16 protein-coding genes and 1 riboswitch are annotated in these 19132 nt (G+C 33.4%); of the genes, 1 reads left to right on the top strand and 15 read right to left on the bottom strand.

Features of this window, described 5'->3' with window-relative positions:
• Positions 1 to 17: 17 nt before the first annotated feature.
• From metF to ATE84_RS08055, 15 genes are all read right to left on the bottom strand, one after another.
• A complete protein-coding gene (metF, locus tag ATE84_RS08125; RefSeq protein WP_101447468.1) occupies positions 18 to 971 on the bottom strand; it encodes a methylenetetrahydrofolate reductase [NAD(P)H] in 954 nt (317 codons plus the stop codon).
• A 90-nt stretch (positions 972 to 1061) separates the two neighbouring features.
• Positions 1062 to 1532, bottom strand: a complete 471-nt coding sequence (locus ATE84_RS08120) for a DinB family protein (RefSeq protein WP_101447466.1) — start codon at positions 1530 to 1532, stop codon at positions 1062 to 1064.
• Positions 1533 to 1548: 16 nt separating this feature from the next.
• Positions 1549 to 4251, bottom strand: coding sequence for a methionine synthase (gene metH, locus ATE84_RS08115; RefSeq protein ID WP_101447464.1), 2703 nt, complete (start codon positions 4249 to 4251; stop codon positions 1549 to 1551).
• A gap of 3 nt (positions 4252 to 4254) precedes the next feature.
• A complete protein-coding gene (locus ATE84_RS08110; RefSeq protein ID WP_101447462.1) occupies positions 4255 to 5256 on the bottom strand; it encodes a homocysteine S-methyltransferase family protein in 1002 nt (333 codons plus the stop codon).
• 152 nt (positions 5257 to 5408) lie between these two features.
• A riboswitch (SAM riboswitch) is annotated at positions 5409 to 5514 on the bottom strand.
• Positions 5515 to 5674: 160 nt separating this feature from the next.
• The gene (locus tag ATE84_RS08105) at positions 5675 to 7186 is read right to left on the bottom strand and encodes a M12 family metallopeptidase (protein WP_101447460.1); all 1512 of its coding nucleotides are present in this window, start codon (positions 7184 to 7186) and stop codon (positions 5675 to 5677) included.
• 708 nt (positions 7187 to 7894) lie between these two features.
• Positions 7895 to 8215 carry a 2Fe-2S iron-sulfur cluster-binding protein gene (locus ATE84_RS08100; protein WP_101447458.1) on the bottom strand — a complete coding sequence of 107 codons (321 nt, stop codon included), beginning with the start codon at positions 8213 to 8215 and terminating at the stop codon, positions 7895 to 7897.
• 324 nt (positions 8216 to 8539) lie between these two features.
• Entirely contained in the window at positions 8540 to 9712 is a 1173-nt protein-coding gene (locus tag ATE84_RS08095; protein ID WP_101447456.1) for a DUF5009 domain-containing protein, read from the bottom strand.
• Between the two features lie 337 nt (positions 9713 to 10049).
• A complete protein-coding gene (locus tag ATE84_RS08090; protein ID WP_101447454.1) occupies positions 10050 to 11105 on the bottom strand; it encodes an NAD(P)/FAD-dependent oxidoreductase in 1056 nt (351 codons plus the stop codon).
• The gene (locus tag ATE84_RS08085; protein ID WP_101447452.1) at positions 11102 to 11695 is read right to left on the bottom strand and encodes a bifunctional precorrin-2 dehydrogenase/sirohydrochlorin ferrochelatase; all 594 of its coding nucleotides are present in this window, start codon (positions 11693 to 11695) and stop codon (positions 11102 to 11104) included. Before ATE84_RS08085 ends, ATE84_RS08090 begins: the two co-directional genes overlap by 4 nt.
• 21 nt (positions 11696 to 11716) lie before the next feature.
• On the bottom strand, positions 11717 to 12499 hold the full coding sequence (gene cobA, locus ATE84_RS08080; RefSeq protein ID WP_101447450.1) for a uroporphyrinogen-III C-methyltransferase: 783 nt from the start codon (positions 12497 to 12499) through the stop codon (positions 11717 to 11719).
• Positions 12492 to 14582: a HEPN domain-containing protein gene (locus ATE84_RS08075; RefSeq protein WP_101447448.1), complete on the bottom strand. Its 2091-nt coding sequence runs from the start codon at positions 14580 to 14582 to the stop codon at positions 12492 to 12494. The genes cobA and ATE84_RS08075 overlap by 8 nt, the downstream gene beginning before the upstream one ends.
• A 106-nt stretch (positions 14583 to 14688) precedes the next feature.
• Positions 14689 to 15936 carry a sulfate adenylyltransferase subunit 1 gene (locus tag ATE84_RS08070; protein ID WP_101447446.1) on the bottom strand — a complete coding sequence of 416 codons (1248 nt, stop codon included), beginning with the start codon at positions 15934 to 15936 and terminating at the stop codon, positions 14689 to 14691.
• Positions 15937 to 16059: 123 nt separating this feature from the next.
• On the bottom strand, positions 16060 to 17019 hold the full coding sequence (gene cysD / locus ATE84_RS08065) for a sulfate adenylyltransferase subunit CysD (RefSeq protein ID WP_233195768.1): 960 nt from the start codon (positions 17017 to 17019) through the stop codon (positions 16060 to 16062).
• Between the two features lie 21 nt (positions 17020 to 17040).
• Positions 17041 to 17667, bottom strand: a complete 627-nt coding sequence (locus ATE84_RS08060) for a phosphoadenosine phosphosulfate reductase family protein (RefSeq protein WP_101447444.1) — start codon at positions 17665 to 17667, stop codon at positions 17041 to 17043.
• A gap of 32 nt (positions 17668 to 17699) precedes the next feature.
• Entirely contained in the window at positions 17700 to 17966 is a 267-nt protein-coding gene (locus tag ATE84_RS08055; protein ID WP_199176863.1) for a DUF2061 domain-containing protein, read from the bottom strand.
• Positions 17967 to 18287: 321 nt separating this feature from the next.
• On the opposite strand from ATE84_RS08055, the gene ATE84_RS08050 reads away from it, so the two are divergent.
• Positions 18288 to 18830 (top strand): lipocalin family protein, encoded by a 543-nt coding sequence (locus ATE84_RS08050; RefSeq protein WP_101447442.1) that lies wholly within the window; start codon positions 18288 to 18290, stop codon positions 18828 to 18830.
• The last annotated feature ends 302 nt before the right edge of the window (positions 18831 to 19132 follow it).

The following is a 19132-nucleotide window of genomic DNA, read 5'->3' as shown; positions in this document are numbered from 1 at the left end:
GAAAGTTTCGAAGTTTTCTAAAACACTCCTTCAGCAATCTTTCTGATATTATCCGATTTACCCATTGAATAATAATGCAATACAGGAACTCCATACTCCATCAGTTCTTTAGATTGTTGTATTGCAAACTCTACTCCTACCTCTCTAACTTCTTTATTGGTTTTACATTTTTCTACTGCTCTCACTAATTCATCTGGCATATCCAGTTTAAAGACTTGAGGTAATAATTGTAAATGTCTTTTTACTGCTACGGGTTTAATTCCAGGAATTATAGGCACATTAATTCCTGCTTCTCTAGCTCTTTTTACAAAATCAAAATATCTTTTATTATCAAAAAACATTTGGGTTACTACATAATCTGCTCCTGCATCTACCTTATCTTTTAACCTTCTGATATCAGAATCTACAGAAGGGGCTTCCATATGTTTTTCTGGATAACCAGCAACTCCTATGCAAAAATCAGATTTATTATCTGTTTCAATTACTTCATGAAGAAACTGCCCTTTATTCATGTTCAATATTTGTTCTACCAACTCATTAGCATAATTATGCCCTCCTTTGGTAGGTGTAAAATATTTTTCCTCCTTCATCGCGTCACCACGTAAAGCCATTACATTTTCAATACCTAAATAATGACAATCTACCAATAAATATTCTGTTTCCTCTTTAGTAAACCCACCACACAATACATGAGGGATTGTATCCACATTGTATTTATGTGTAATAGAAGCACAAATACCTACGGTACCCGGACGCATGCGGGTTAGTTTTTTATCCAACAACCCTTCTCTATCAATATAAATAAATTCTTCTCGTGAAGTGGTTACATCAATGAAAGGAGGATTAAATTCCATTAATGGATCAATATTATTATATAACTCTTGTATACTTCTTCCTTTTTGTGGTGGTATTAGTTCAAAAGAAAATAATGTTTTGTCTTTTGCTTTTCTTATGTGGTCTGTTACTTTCATCTACTCTATAATTCCTGATTCTTCGTTTATCGTTTTCGGTGTTAGGATAACTTTGATTATCTACATTTTAAGACTTATTCTTAGCATTCCTTATTTCAATTGACTGTATACCATATTGATTTGCCCTAAGTGATATATATCATGTTGTATTACTCCACTTATCATGTACTCATTTCTATATTGACGCCCAGCTACTTGTTCATTCAGCCATGAATTTGGCTTTGCTAATAGTAGTTCACATATTATATTTTGAGTTTCAATTAATTCTTCAAGAATTTTTTTCTTTTCTTTTTCATTTTGTATTGAAACATCTTTCCTCCAATCCTTTTCAGAATTTAATTCAATATCAAAAGCTTTATTTCCTTTCAGCTTTTCGATAACGAACCCTCTCCAATCTATAAGGTGATACACTAATTCTGATATGGAGTGTGATACTTTATTCGGTTTTTTATCCCAAAAAAGTATAGGAATATGTTCTAATGATTTCAACATAGAAATACCAAACCATGGTTCTCCTTCAAAAACCTCATCATATTTTTTAATGCTATCTTTTATATTCATCCAGGTTTGTATTTATTTAATCAACGATATTAGGGCTCAACCATTTCTTTGCATATTCAAGATCTACATCTTTACGCTTTGCAAAATCTTTTACCTGATCTTCTTGCATTTTTCCTAATCCAAAATATCGAGCTTCGGGATTAGCAAAATAATATCCCGATACAGATGCTGCAGGCCACATAGCCAAGCTTTCTGTTAATTCTACTCCGATTTGTTCTTTTACCTGAAGTAATTCCCAAATCGTTATCTTTTCGAGATGATCCGGGCAAGCAGGATATCCAGGTGCGGGTCGAATACCTTTATACGCTTCTTTTATTAATTCTTCATTGGTTAATGATTCATTATTAGCATACCCCCAATCTTCTTTACGCACTTTTTTATGTAAATATTCTGCAAAAGCTTCGGCTAAACGATCTGCCAATGCTTTAATCATAATAGAATTATAATCATCGTGATCAGCTTCAAAAGTTTCTGCAAGTTCCTTGGTTCCAAAACCTGTTGTTACACAAAAACATCCCATATAATCTTGAATTTCGCTTTCTTTTGGGGCAACAAAATCAGACAAAGCAAAATTAGGCTTACCGGCATGTTTTTTTAATTGTTGACGTAGTGTTCTGAATTTAAAAGTTCCCTGTTCTGAAGACACTTCAATATCATCATCATTTATTGTATTGGCTTCGAACAATCCATAAATAGCTTTTGCTCCTAACAATTTTTCATCAAACACTCTTTGTAATAATTCTTGTGCATCTTTAAATAAAGATGTGGCCTGTTCGCCAACAACAGTATCAGTTAAAATAGCAGGGTATTTACCATGTAAGTCCCAGGATCTAAAAAATGGTGACCAATCGATATAAGGTTCTAGTTTTCGTAAATCAAAATCTTCTATAACCTGAACCCCTAATTGTTTTGGTTTTACAATTTCAGAGGTTTGCCAATCAACTACATATTTATTTTTTCTGGCCTCTTCAATACTCAGGTATTCTTTTTGTTTTGTTCTCTTTAGAAACCCATCTCTAAATTTTTCATAATCTTCTTTAAGATCACCTACATATTTTTGGTTGCTTCTTTTATTCAACAAATCACCCACAACTGTTACTGCTCTTGATGCGTCATTAACATGCACTACGGCATTTTTATATTGTGGATCAATCTTAACTGCTGTATGAGCTTTTGATGTTGTTGCTCCACCAATCAATAATGGAATATTGAAATTCTTACGTTCCATTTCTTTAGCCAGATGAACCATTTCATCTAGTGATGGAGTTATTAATCCACTTAATCCAATGATATCTACTTGTTCATCGATTGCTGTCTGAATAATTTTATCAGGAGGAACCATCACTCCAAGATCTACAATCTCATAGTTATTGCACCCTAATACTACCGAAACAATATTCTTACCTATATCATGTACATCGCCTTTTACCGTTGCCATCAAAATACGGCCATTAGAATCATTTTCTTTTACTACTCCTCCCGAGAGTGCATTCTTTTTCTTTTCTTCTTCAATAAATGGGAGTAGGTATGCTACTGCTTTTTTCATTACCCTGGCAGATTTCACTACTTGAGGTAAGAACATTTTACCAGATCCAAAAAGATCACCAACAACATTCATCCCTGTCATCAGATTTCCTTCTATAACTTCTATAGGTTTATCTGCTACTTGCCTTGCTTCTTCTACATCTTCTACGATATATTGATCAATCCCCTTCACAAGGGCTCTTGTGATTCTATCCTGTAATGGTTCTTCTCGCCATGAAAGATCAACAACTCTCTCTTTACTGGTTCCTTTAACCGTTTCTGCAAAATCCAATAATCGTTCGGTAGCATCATCTCGTCGATCCAGAATTACATCTTCTACATGCTCTAAAAGATCTTTGGGAATATCATCATACACCTCTAACATTGCCGGATTAACGATTCCCATATTCATTCCTGCCTTAATTGCATGATACAGAAAAACAGAATGCATAGCTTCGCGAACTGTATTATTTCCTCTAAAAGAAAACGAAACATTACTTACACCTCCGCTTACACTACTATGTGGTAAATTTTCTCTCACCCATCGCGTAGCTTCAATAAAATCAATGGCATTTTTACGATGTTCTTCCATTCCGGTTGCAACCGGAAATATATTTAAATCAAATATGATATCTTCTGGTGGAAACTTTAATTTATGGACCAATAGATCATAGGATCGTTTTGAGATTTCTATACGACGTTCATAATTATCTGCTTGCCCAACCTCATCAAATGCCATTATAATTACAGCTGCACCATATCTTTTTATAGCTTTTGCATGTGATATAAATTCTTCTTCTCCTTCTTTAAGACTTATAGAATTTACTACACATTTCCCTTGTACTACTTGCAATCCAGCTTCGATGATTTCCCATTTAGAGCTATCTATCATAATGGGTACTCGGGCAATATCGGGTTCTGCCATGATAAGATTAAGAAATCTTACCATTGCATCCTTACCATCAATCAAGCCATCATCCATGTTGATATCAATGACCTGTGCTCCTCCTTCTACCTGGTGTCTTGCTATATCTAAAGCTTCATCAAATTTTTCTTCTTTGACCAGACGCAAAAACTTACGTGACCCTGCTACATTAGTTCGCTCTCCAACATTAATGAAATTCGTTTCAGCAGAAACGATCATCGGCTCCAAACCAGAGAGCTTAAGGTATTTTCTTTTTTCCTTAGTACTCATATGCTATACTTCTACTCCTACTACTCTTGGTTTATAATCCTTTGCTAAATCTGCTATTGCTTTAATATGTTCTGGAGTAGTACCACAACAACCACCTACAATATTCACTAGATTTTTGTCCATGTATTCTTTAATCTGTTCTGCCATTTGCTCTGGTGTTTCATCATACTCTCCAAATGCATTTGGCAATCCCGCATTAGGGTGGGCAGACACTCCAAAACTTGCTTTCTGAGCTAAAACTTCTAAATAGGGAGTCAGTTGATTTGCTCCCAATGCACAATTAAATCCAACTGACAACATTGGGATATGAGATACCGATATTAAAAATGCTTCTGCAGTTTGACCTGATAATGTTCTACCACTTGCATCTGTTATTGTACCACTTATCATAATTGGGACATCAATCCCTCTTTCGTCTTTTACTTCTTCAATTGCAAAAAGTGCTGCTTTGGCATTTAAAGTATCGAAAACAGTTTCTACTAATAAGATATCCACACCTCCATCTAATAGTGCTTCAACTTGCTGCTTATAAGCGATTCTTAATTCATCAAAAGTTACCGCCCTATATCCAGGATCGTTTACATCTGGAGACATACTAGCCGTTCTATTTGTTGGACCAATCGACCCTGCCACAAAGCGAGGTTTATGAGGTTCTTTTTCGGTTAACTCATCTGCTACTTCTTTAGCAATTTTTGCTGACTGATAATTTAATTCATAGACCAAATCTTCCATTTCATAATCTGCCATAGCTATGGTTGTTCCAGAAAAGGTGTTGGTTTCTACAATATCTGCTCCCGCTTCAAAATAAAGTCGATGTACTTCTTTTATTGCTTCGGGTTGAGTAATACTCAATAAATCATTATTACCTTGCACAGGAACAGGCCAATCCTTGAATCGTTCTCCTCTAAAATCTTCTTCTGTAAACTTATGTCTTTGTAACATGGTCCCCATGGCCCCATCAAGCACAAGAATTCTTTCTTCTAGTATTTTGTATATCTCTTTCATTAACTTTCAAGTATTATTGTGAATTCCAGGTGTAATCTACATCTAACAGAAACAAAGTGCTGGAATAACAAAAAACAGTATTAATTCTCTATCAAAATAAAGAATTAGTGTATCAAGAAAATAAATGGAAAATATAGCGAAGCTATGAGTTCTCGTTATCTATACCGTTACAACGGATAGAATGTAGCACCTTCTTTACAGGATAAAGGGTTGCTAAGGTTTCATAGGGTCTATTCCCTCCACCTTTCTTGATAACAATTAATATATATATGAACTAAACAGTATCTACTGTTAATTTGAGTACAAATAAAAGACATAGCCTTTTGTTATGCAAGTTTATTTATAGATTTTAAAAGGATTAACAAAAAGAGATTGCTCTTTTGAGCAATCTCTAGATATTAAATCAACTATTTTTTTATTACCTAATCCAACTTGATCCTCCAAATCCTCCAGTAACTTTTACTCTGGTCATTTTATTGGCTCCGTTCATTTTCAATTGCAGAGTTCCACTTCCTTTAGCATTTCCTTTAGGAACATCTGCCCAACTCAGATATATGTTATTTCCTATTTTGGTACCATATCCTACATTAGCCCAAGCCGGTCGTCCTGATGTAAAATGGCGTTCTCCAAACCACACTACACGGCTTCCTACTTGTCTTACATAGTAATACCCGCCATCATTGGCATACCATCTTGCGGTTAGATTATTGATATTATTTCGTACTCCAAATCCGGCAGGCCTAGTTCCAGGAAGATTGGAAGGCCTTGTTGTTTTTGTCCAAATTGACCCTCCAAAATTACTTCCTGATGTTTTAGTTATTTTAGTACTGTTATAGTTCACAGTAAGTTTTAATTGTCCAGATCCTTTTATTTTGCCTTTAGGTACGTCATAAAAGTATCCTGTAATTTTATTCCCATTTAATTTCCCTTTAAATATATTAGCCCATTTTCCCGAAGGATGCTCTCCAAACCAATATACATTAGTTCCTATATGTCTAATATAATAATGTCCGCCATCATTTGCTTTGTAATATCCACTCATATTCGGCACTGTACCGCATACTTTTTTATACATTCGGGAAACTCCTATTTTATCCCATGTAGATAGTGCATTACGTTGTACACTATAGGTACTACCATTCTTTTTGGTAATAGTAGGTTTTCCGTTTTTCGAAAAAGCATAAGGTCCATACATCATAATACTCCCAAAATCTAAGGTTGGCGAATATTCGTCTCCATCTTTCCCTCTTTGCACATATGTTTTAAAATTATGTTCTTTTCCTGCCTTAATATTAGCAAAATTCACATTTATATATGTATTTCTATCTTTTCTGCTTTGCTCATGCCACAACCCTATAGCATGACCTACCTCATGTATAGTATTTCCTGTAGAACATCCATTTGCCAGGTTTATATTTTGTTTTCCTCCTGTGCGTCCAACACTAGAAGAACATCCGCTTCCTTTACGGAAATTAACATATGCAACCTGATTGGTTCTTTTTATAAATTGAAGATTGGTTTTACTTTTCCAATGCGCAATAGCATCGTACACCCTCTGTTTATTTGGCAAACTACTTTCTATACTATAGTACACAATACAATTTGGCCAAAGGTTTTTTGTTCTTCCTGTACTTTTGTTTGCATTTCGAAGTTCTTCTGGTGTAATAAGTATATCTCCTTCAAACACATACAAACCATCTATTTTTTCTACAGCTAACTGCTGCCCCTGATATGTTATTTCTGTAATTTCTCCTGTCTTTTCTGGGAATGCTTTTTCTGTAATATCTTTTTCTTGAGTTTCTACTACTTCTTCAGAAGTTTCTTCTTTAAAAAACTCATTCTCTTTTTCACAATTAGTAAATATTAATAATACCCCTACTAATACTAAGGTTGAAATCCTTGATTTCAACCAAAATGTTTTTGATTTCATGTTGTTAGTTTTTTTATTGTTTTATTTTTTTGTGTAAAATAATTAGGTTGATAATTTGATTATCCGGAAAATCAATTATACATGTTCAAAAGTAGTATACAAAACACCCTTAGAACAGAGGCTAAGAACCCTTTACACATAGGCTAATAATGGATCTTTTATGGGGTATTATACCCTAAACATGCAGTATATTTGGTACACAAAAAAGTAATCACAGTAGTTATATAAATAACAATTACTTTTTACAAAACACCACTATAGTAAAAAAGCTCTGATGATTAGTAATCAAAATGGGAGAACTGTAAACAAAAAATGGTGAATCGAAACTGGAAATAGTTACTTCTCACAACAGGAATGATCACTTGTGTATTTGTATTTTTATGACAACAGTGATACGATATGTAGGTATAGATCTGCCTTCGTTCAACCTCATCTAACCGAAAACACATTTAAAATAGCTAAAAAAATGATCATGTTATTGAAAAATCATGTGAATTATCCTCGATAGACTTCTACAAACTACTACAAGGAGAACTTGAATATTCTAATTATAAAACTTCAATTGCATTAACTGTTGAAGTAAGAAGTATCAAAAGAAAAGCTAAATTAGATAGTATAGCATCAAAAAAAGAAGCGAACTGGGGATATCAAAAAATTACGGTTAGAATAAAAAAAGAAAGCTATTGAATTCTTAAGTCAACAGTATAATTAAGACTCAGGAGCTAGTTCTATCTCTAATCCATCCAACTCTGGAGTAATCGGGATTTGACATCCTAACCTACTATTATCCTCTACATAAAAGGCTTCTGCCAACATCAAATCTTCGTCCTGTCCCATTTCTGGTAATTCGTGATCAGATAAAATATAGCATTGACAAGAAGCACACATGGCCATTCCACCGCAAGTTCCTTCTACTGGCAATTCATAAGCTTTGCAAACTTCCATTAAATTCATTGCCATATCTGTAGGTGCTTGTATCTCATGTACTACACCTTCTCTATCTTTTATCTTTATAGTAATATCAGACATATTTCTTTATTTCTGTGTACAAATATAATCAAAGACCCCACAGATTTTATGTAAGGTCTTTACATTTTATTTTGAATTATTTAGAGTGTTTTATTTAAGAGTTGTATCTCATTTTTTTAAACCCATAATTATAAGGGTTTTTGAAGCGTCAAATATACTGAATCTTATAAAAATCACCCAAATAATAACCCATGTATTAGCATATATTATACCAATACTAAATCAACAAAGAATAATAGTACTTAATGAAAAAACTAGACCAACATTACCGTTTATTTTCTATCATTATCATGTTAAAAGATAGAAAATAAAAAACAGAAAATATTATAGTTTTAGCTTGTATCGTTTTTGTTCTAACCAGCCTGCAAAAATGACTACTAATAAAGAAAAAACAAAAGATTTGAATAGGCCTATAATTGAAGAACTTAATACATCTGGAAGCTCAATATTGGTCATGACACAAATTGGATATATAAAACAAGGAAGCATATAACATGTCAACGTTGCTGTACCGGCTGGAGCAATTATTATTGCCCAATTTATTTGTTTTTTTATATCTGCAATATAATATAATATGATGAACACAAGAAAACTTATACCCGTACAGATAGCCAACCAGGAAGGTGTTCCTTGTATTTTAGAAATCCCCCAATACGGTCTGGTCGCTATTCCATAAATAATATTAATTACTCCTAGTCCTATTAAACTTATATAGCACCATTTTTCATTTGTTTTCAATAATTTTTTGAATATTAGTGTTGCTAGAATACCTGCAGTAGTAAATGCAGGAATAGTACCTGTATATAGTGTTGAAAAAATAGTAACGATATCATTTTCAAAAACTATTTCATTAGTCTGATTTAATACAGAAAATACATTAAAAATTATCCATAAAACAATAATCGTTATCATGTTTCCTTTACTATATAGATATATTAATCCGTTTATAATATAAGCCCATCCTATAAGTCCCAAAATACCCCACCATTGTATTTTCATCCAGCTCTCTCCCTTAGGGTCTCCATTATATATTACCGCTAAAAAAAGGAGTATTCCTAATCCCAAAATTCTAAAATAAATATGCCATTTTTTTTGAACTGGGCTTCTCTTCCAATTCATCCAAATTAAGAATACGGATATCACCATTAGTAAACCCCAAAAGTATTTACCAATAAGAATACTTTGGTGGTGTGCTGTTTCATAGTTTACCATAAAAAAGCCAATTAACAATAATGATAAAGATCTTATAATTATATGCTTTGCGATTAAAGCTTTACTTTCCTTTTTAGCAAGTCTATTTTCGATTGCATAAGGAATACTAAGGCCTACGATAAACAAAAACAAAGGAAAGACAATATCAGAAAGTCCCATATAATCTTCGCTGGCAGTTGCATGTTCAAGCCATTTAGGAACTTCTGTAAGTGTCCAGAAATCATTCACCCAAATCATTAAAACCATTGTCAAAGCTCTAAAAATATCTATCGATGTTATTCTCATATATAAACCCTTTTATGGATAATTATTCCTATTCATAAACAGACATTTTTACTTTAAATAGTTATTTAGAATAAAAACCGTTTAAAAAAAGTTAGAATCATAGGTAAAGAAAAAAAATAGGGTTGAAAATTTTTTTCTGCAAAACACATCATTTAATAGAGGTACGACTTGTTTTTTACTCTATTATACCATTTTTGATGATATTAAAATAAAACAAAGGTCAAAAATTAAAAGAATAATGGACAACTACATCTTCATGGGTAGGGATCAAAAAAAGGTGTGTACTGAAACAGATTTTTCAGTACACACCTTTTTTGTTTTTAAAGTAAAATCTTTTCTAGTTAATGGCTTTCACCACTTCTTTTTTAGCCTCTTTTTTAGTTCCATCAAATCCTTCTACTCCTCCAACAGTTGTATATTTCATTACATACTTTTTATCTGGAAAAATTCTTTGGTAGGCACTTTGACACATAATAGCTGCTTCATGAAAACCTGAAAGAATAAGTTTTAGTTTTCCTTTATATGTATTTACATCACCAATAGCATAAATCCCTGGGATATTAGTTTGATAATCATACGAATTATCTACTTTAATCGCATTTTTTTCGATTTCTAATCCCCAATCTCCTATTGGTCCTAATTTTGGTGATAACCCAAATAAAGGAATGAAATAATCTGTGTCCAAAATAATTTCACCTTTTGTTTTATGTTTTATACCAACAGCAGTAACGTGATCATCTCCTTTTAATTCTTTAACTTCTGCTTCGGTGATCAGGTTTACTTTTCCTAACTTAGAAAGTTCTGCCACTCGTTCTACTGAGTCCAAAGCTCCTCTAAATTCATTTCTTCTATGCACCAAGGTTACCTCACTAGCCACATCTGCCAGGAAAATTGACCAATCCAGAGCAGAATCTCCTCCACCTGCAATTACAACTCGTTTATCTCTATATACTTCTGGATCACGTATAATATAAGCGACTCCTTTATCTTCAAAATCAGTAATATTTGGGATAGGTGGTTTACGAGGTTCAAAAGAACCTAACCCTCCAGCAATTGCAACTACCGGTGCATTATGTTTTGTTCCTTTATTAGTAGTTACCAAAAACGTATCATCTTCTAACTTCTCGATAGTTTCTGCTCTTTCACCTAGGGTAAATCCAGGCTTAAATGGCTTTATTTGCTCCATTAAGTTATCTACCAGTTCTCCTGCTAATATCTCTGGAAACCCAGGAATATCATAAATTGGTTTTTTAGGATATATCTCTGAACATTGCCCACCTGGTTGTGGCAAAGCATCAATAAGATGTGTTTTTAACTTCAGTAATCCTGCTTCAAAAACAGTAAATAATCCTGTTGGTCCTGCTCCGATTATTAAAATATCAGTCTTAATCATTTTTCAACTTCTTTTTTTCCTATTAATCCTTTAGTAAATTCGTTTAGTGTTTCCACTTTTTCTTCAAAATTACCTTTTATTGTTTTTCTGTATTCGTTTAAATTTTTGACTAAATCATCAATATCCTCAGGTATCACTTCCTCAAAAAACTGACGTAATCGTTTGGCTGTCGTTGGCGATTTCCCATTAGTCGAAATAGCCACTTTCACATTGCCTTTGGTTACAATTGCTCCCATATAAAAATCGCAATATGGTGGATTGTCTGCTACATTAACCAATATACTTCGTTTCCTGCAATCTTTATATACTTGCATATTAACTTTGGGAACATCTGTAGTAGCAATCACAATGTGTTTTCCTTTGAGAAAACGTTTGTGATATTTTTTATGTATCATTTCTATTCCAAATTTATTTACCAATTTCATTGTACCCTCTCTATACATTGGTGATACTATGGTTACTTTGGCATCTGGACTAGATTTTAATAAGAACGTAAGTTTTTCTTCGGCTACATTTCCTCCTCCTACAATTAAGATTTCAAGGTTTGCAGCCTTTAAAAAAACCGGATATAGATTGTTTCTTTCTTTCATGATTTAGTTAATCCTGAACTATCAAGATACAATTTCTTCCTGAATTTCATTATAAATTGAAGCTAGTCGAACTTTTTGGTTAACTACTTCTCCGATTATAATAATTGCCGGAGACGATAATTCTTTTTCTGAAACTACATCTTCAATAGTACTAACTGTACCATACCCATACCTTTCCTTTTCTGTAGTTCCGTTTTGAATAATAGCTACCGGAATGTCTTGCTTATTTTCGGCAGCAAAGATACTAACTATTTCGTTCAACTTACTCATTCCCATCAAAATTACCACAGTTGCATTTGATTTTGCTGCCAGGCATATATCCTGTGATAATTTGTGGGATTTTGTGGTTCCTGTAATTACCCAAAAACTTTCTGAGGATCCTCTTTTTGTTAATGGTATTCCTTGATATGCAGGAACAGCTAAAGATGATGATATACCCGGAACCATATCCGTTTCTACATCAAATTGCTGTACATAATCAATCTCTTCTGCTCCGCGACCAAAAATAAATGGATCTCCTCCTTTTAATCGAACTACATGACCATGACTTTTGGCTCTGCTCACTATCAGTTCATTAATTTGGTCTTGCTGATATGCATAGCATCCTTTTCTTTTACCAACGAATATTCTCTCTGCTTTATATGCATAACCTAATAAGGTTTCATTAATAAGTGCATCATATAACACCACATCTGCAGACTCCAATGCTTTAATCGCTTTTAGAGTGATCAAGTCCGGATCTCCCGGGCCTGCTCCTACTACTGTTAGTTTTGGTGTTTTATTGTTCATTACTTCTTTATGCATTTTCTACTTCAACAGCTCTAAACTCCTGAACTTTTTGCAAAAACTGTTTTGCACTATTAATATAATCTACCGCAAAGTCTCTGGTAGGCGCATTTTTTTGAAGCTGATAGATCAAATCTGCAAATGTTCCTTCTAATTGTACTTTTCCACTTGCTACAAATTCTTCGTCAAACTGACGAATGATTCCCGCATGTGTATTGGTTTTTTTATTTTCAGCCAGTAATAATGCTTTTGCAGAATTTACCAATGAGCTGTATGCATGATATACAGCGTCAGAGTATATTTCATTCTCAAAAGATATTTTAGCATTTTCTATTTTCTCTTCACTTTCTAAGAATAAGGTAGCTATCAAATCTATAACTACTCCTGCACATTCTCCTACACCAATTGCCTTTACATAATTCTCTTCTGTTCCCCAATCGATAAAATCTTCTTGAGTAAGATTATCTACATTGGATAAATCGGTAAGAAAATCATAGAAATACTTTTCTCCTTGAGCAGCATAATATGCTACAAAAGTTTTACCATTAGCATTTGCTTCAAAATCATTAAGGATTCTTCGCAATGCTTCTGGTCCTCTTCTACTTGGTATTTTCACTACTTTATCTGCAAAACGACCATTACCATCTCCCAAATTTCCTCCTCCTAATAATACTTGCAATGCAGGCGCAACTAGCTTATCCTTGGTACGTACGGACATTCCCTGAAAACCAATATTCGCCATATTGTGTTGCCCGCAAGCATTCATACATCCACTAATTTTGATCACCAAATCTTCTTTTTCAAGATATTGAGGATATTCTGTTTTTATTACTCGTTCTAATTCTTCGGCAATACCTGTACTACTTGCAATTCCCAGATTACAGGTATCTGTTCCTGGACAAGCTGTTATATCTACTGCTTTATTATAACCAGACTCTACAAATCCTAATTTCTCTAGCTCTTGATAGAAGAATGGTACTAAATCTTCTTTTACAAAAGGGATCAAAATATTCTGACGCAATGATAGTCTTATCTCTCCTGCTGCGTATTTCTCTACTAAATCTGCCAATAACCTAGCTTTATCTGTATAAAAATCTCCCAATAACACTTTGACACCAATGGCTACATACCCTTCTTGTTTTTGCGCTATTACATTAGTAGATTTCCACAAATCAAAAGTTTTTTGGTTTTTAATCTCTACTTGAGGTACTTCAACTTCAACCGGAACTGAAGTTTTATATGCTTCTGCATCAATCACAACAGTTTTTTGTTCTATTGCATTTTGTTCTGCTTCTACTAATTCTTTGAATGCTTCAAGACCTATATCTTTAAGTAAGAATTTCATTCTTGCTTTGGCTCTACTTTTACGTTCCCCATGGCGATCAAAAACTCTCAATACTCCTTCCATCAAGGGAATAATCTTTTCTGATGGCAAGAAACTATACAACTCATCTGCATGTCTTGGTTGTGAACCTAATCCACCGGCTATCATCACTTTAAATCCTCGAACTCCATTTTCAATTTTAGCAATAAAGCCAAGATCATGCATATAGGATAGTCCTGTATCTTCTTCAGTTCCTGAAAAAGAAACTTTGAATTTACGTCCCATTTCCTGACATATAGGGTTTCTTAAAAAGAAACGAAATAATGCATCTGCATAAGGTGATACATCAAAAGGTTCTTTTGGATCAATTCCGGCAGTTTCTGATGCAGTTACATTACGTACTGTATTACCACAAGCTTCTCTTAACGTTACATCATCTTTTTCTAACTCTGCCCAAAGTTCTGGGGTTCTATTTAAGTCTACATAATGAATCTGAATATCCTGACGTGTAGTGATATGCAATCTCCCTCGGGAATATTCATCAGAGACTTCACAAATACGTCTTAATTGATTACTTAACACTTTACCATATGGCAACTTAATACGAATCATCTGCACTCCTTCCTGGCGTTGACCATATACGCCACGTGCCAAACGAAGGCTACGAAACTTTTCTTCATCAATCTTACCCTTATGGAATTGCTCAATTTTATTAGCTAATTCTATAACATCTTTTTGAACAATTGGGTTTTCTATTTCGGTTCTAAAACTTTGCATCTTTTTTCGTATTTCTGCCTTTAAAAAAGGTCATAGTTATGACTTTTGTATGATGGTTTTATGATTCTAATTTTTTGTTTTTCTTTCTATAAAGAATGGCTTATATTTATTCTATAAAGCCAACTCCTGAAGTAGTATTGGTTTGTGAATCTATTAATATAAATGATCCTGAAGCTTTATTCTTGCTATAAGAATCAATTGCCAAAGGTTTGCTCAACTGTATCTGAACCTTCCCTATTTCGTTCAAACTCAAAGTATTTTTTGAAGTATCATCTCCAGAAAAATCAGTTGCAATGGTTCCGTTTATACTTTTCACTTTTGCTAAAATCCGATTACTTCCACTTTGTATAAAGTAATTTGTTCCTGGATTTAGAGCTGCACTATCCATCCAGCATACTGTTGCGGTCAGCTGTTTCTCTACTCGAGGAGTTTCTGATGATTTCACAATCATATCTCCTCGACTTACATTTACATCATCTTCTAAAGTAATTGTACAAGAACTTCCCCTACCTGCGCTATCAAATTTCTGGTCAAAGAAGTGAATTTCTTTTACTTTTGAAGTAGTTAATGAGGGTAAAACTGTTACTTCATCTCCAACCGAAAGGTCACCTCCGTATAATTTACCTGCATACCCTCTAAAATCATGAAACTCATCTTTCTTAGGACGAATCACAGTTTGAATTGGAAAACGCACTTGAGCTTTTTCATATACATCTTGTGCATCCAATTTCTCTAAGTGTTCTAATAAAGTTTGCCCATTATACCAAGGAGTATTTTCTGATTTATCTACCACATTATCTCCTTGCAATGCACTTACCGGAATAAACGTTACATTCTGTTCTTTGTAATCGCTTTTTTCGATCAATGTTTCAAAATCGGCTTTAATAGCTTCGTATTTCTCCTGAGAAAAATCTACCAAATCCATTTTATTAACAGCTACAATGACGTCTTTAATTCTTAACAGGTTATTGATAAAAAAGTGACGATATGTTTGTTCTATTACACCTTTACGAGCATCTACCAAAATGATAGAGGCTTGTGATGTTGATGCTCCAGTAACCATATTTCTTGTATATTCAATATGTCCGGGAGTATCTGCTATAATATAACTTTTAGTTTTTGTAGAAAAATAGATATGAGCAACATCAATAGTAATCCCTTGTTCCCGTTCGGCTACTAATCCATCTGTTGCTAATGAGAAATCTAAATAATCAAAACCGTTAGCTTTACTTCGGGTTTCAATTGCTTCTAATTTATCTGTAGTTAATGATTTTGTATCATATAGTATACGACCTATTAAGGTACTTTTACCATCATCCACACTTCCTGCTGTTGCTATTTTTAATACGTCCATAGCTCTTATTGTTTCTCCTTTTGGAGTAATATTCGTTATTATTATTGCTTTATGACTTAACTTTGGATTCCAACCGAAGTCTATGCTTAGCGTAGACGAAGTATTGGAATAACAAAAGTCAATCTAGAAATACCCTTGTTGTTTTCGTTTTTCCATCGCAGCTTCTGATCGTTTATCATCGATACGTGCTCCTCGTTCTGAAATTGTAGACTCTCTGATTTCTGATACAACTTTATCAATGGTAATTGCATCAGAAAGCACTGCTGCAGTACATGACATATCGCCAACAGTTCTAAAACGCACCATTCTTTCTTCTACCACTTCATCATCTTCTCTATACACAACACCATCTTCTGCTGACCAAATCATCCCATCTCTCACAAATGTTTTACGAGTATGAGCGAAATATATAGACGGAATTTCGATTCCTTCTTTCTGGATATAGCTCCATACATCTAATTCTGTCCAGTTACTAATCGGAAACACTCGTACATTTTGGCCTAAATCAATTTTTCCGTTAAGGTGATCAAATAACTCAGGACGTTGGTTTTTTTCATCCCATTGACCAAAATCATCTCTAACAGAGAATATACGTTCTTTGGCTCTAGCCTTTTCTTCATCTCTACGAGCTCCACCAATAGCTGCATCAAATTTAAATTCTTCCAAAGCATCCAAAAGCGTAGTAGTTTGCAAACTATTACGACTAGCATATTTTCCTTTTTCTTCTACAACCTTACCTTGATCGATAGAATCCTGAACATTGCGAACAATAAGCTCTACTCCCAATTCTTCTACTAATCGATCTCTAAATTCTATAGTTTCAGGAAAATTATGCCCCGTATCAATATGCAATAAAGGAAAAGGAATTTTTCCGGGATAAAATGCTTTCTGGGCTAATCGAACTAAAGTAATAGAATCTTTTCCTCCAGAAAAAAGTAATACTGGTTTTTCAAACTGCGCAACTACTTCTCTAAAAATATAAATCGCTTCACTCTCCAAAGGATTTACCTTAAGAACAGATACTCCAGCCAAATTACCTGCTGATCCTTCTAATTGTTCTATTTTTTTTTCTAGTATTTCCATTCTTATCTTTTTCGTAATTTATTAGTTAGTATGTAATCCACACTCTCTATTTTCTAACACTTTAGTTGGATCAAAATATTTGAATTCATTAGGCAATTTATGTTCTTCTAAATACGCATCTAACTCCTCATCACTGTAATAATAGAATGGGCTTACTTTCAAAACCCCATCTTTACCCATACTCACAATATCCAATGAATCTCTAAGGGCTGTTTGTCCTTTCCTAAGATTTGTGAACCATACATCTGGAGTAAAATCTGACATTGCTCTTCTAAATGGTTCTAATTTTACTTGTTCTGTAAAAATTTTGTGCTTAGGATCATCAATGTCTGGAATTCCCATAATTACATCTCTATGCGCTGTAGTTTGTTTTGGTACATATAATTTAACGTTCAGCTTTAATATATCAATTACTTCTTCTGCATGTTTATAGGTATTTGGAGTATTGTATCCAGAGTCGCACCATATTACCGGAATATCTGAGAATGCTTTTGAACAAACGTTAAGAATTGCAACCTCGTAAGGCCTAAAATTAGTAGTTACAACCGGAGATTTCGCATTTAAAATTGCCCATTTTGCAATTTCTAAAGGTGTCTTATCCTTTAGAGACTTATTTAAGTTTTCTAATTCTTTTTCTATTAAACTCATAGTTTCCTATACTTGTTTTTCTACTATAGCAATTATTTTCCCCATTTAATACGATTCCAAATTCTTTCATGAAAGAAATACAGAATCATTTTTGTCACAAAGTCAATAGATGCAATTGAAGTAGCAAGAGCGATCTCTCCTGTTAATACATAAGACACTATTAATGTATCTAATGTACCTACTACTCTCCAACTTACTGCTTTTACAATACTACGTATTGGTTTTTCTGAGGTTTTATCATCCTGATACGTTGTTTTCTGCGTAGCTACTTTATCTAATATCATTTGATCTACAATCATTTTTTAAATATTCTATTACCCTATCGGACTAGTAGATTATTAAGCAAATGTATATATAATATTTTGTTTATAGCATAAAAATCTCACAAGTTCTTACAGAAAATCATAAGAATTATGATATCTTCAACAAAAACCCTAGTAACTTAGTAGATTACTAAGGTAAACTTACATTCTTTATATAATTTATTGAAAAACACTCTATTAAACTTTTATTAATTGTCCTTAAAAATCTCATAAAAAGAGATTCCGTATAGAAAAATGGCAATATGTAAATTCCTATCTCGTTGATAAAGTGATATTAACCCAAAATATATAATCAAAATGAAAAGATTTGCAATGCTTTTATTTTTAGCAAGTACCTCACTATTTGTTTCCTGTAATAGTGATGATGATTCTCCTATTGAAATTAATCAATCCCTAATTCCTGGTGAATGGGATCTCACAGAAGTTAAATCTGAAAATGGAAAAGTTACCGCTACCATTGAAAACATACCCGTGAGTGGTGATTATTCTTTATCAGGTAAAGATTATACTGCAAAAGCGACTTTTACAGAAGTTTCTGAAGCCGACAAACCCAATACTTTTGTTAGCTCTGGAGGGTTTACATTAATAGCAAAAATAACGATCCCCACTCAATCTATTGACTACGAACAAGCTATTCCTGATTTTATTGGATCCGGAGAATGGAAAGTAGATGGAACTAAACTCATTACTACTGTTGCGAATAAAGAAGTTTCTTTTGACATTATTGCATTAACTGCTCAAACCATGAGCATAAAAAAAGATATCAAAGAAACAGTTGAACAACAAGGTATTAGTTTTGAAGTAACTGGAAGTCAAATTTTTACTTTGACAAAAAAATAAGGTTGTAAATCTCAAATTCTTTGAATAATAAAAAACGTACACTCATATTTGCAGGAGGTGTTATTAGAACTTTGTTATAGAGCTTTTAATGCAATAAAAATTGATATTTTCTAAGTTTCAACATAGCTACCCACCCGCTAAGGTTGTCTTAAAATATAATGAGATATCAGTTTTTATTGCATTAAAAGCTTCTATAGATTTTCGAATGTATGAAACGGATTAAAATAGATCGGTTAGCTGGTTATAAATTTTTATCTAAAAAAAAGCATACACTACATTGACTAGCCATGAAGGATTTAATT

It is taken from the genome of Aquimarina sp. MAR_2010_214 (genome assembly GCF_002846555.1).
Lineage (GTDB): Bacteria > Bacteroidota > Bacteroidia > Flavobacteriales > Flavobacteriaceae > Aquimarina.
Note: the sequence above shows the minus strand (reverse complement) of the source record. Positions and strands in the feature narration are given on the sequence as shown.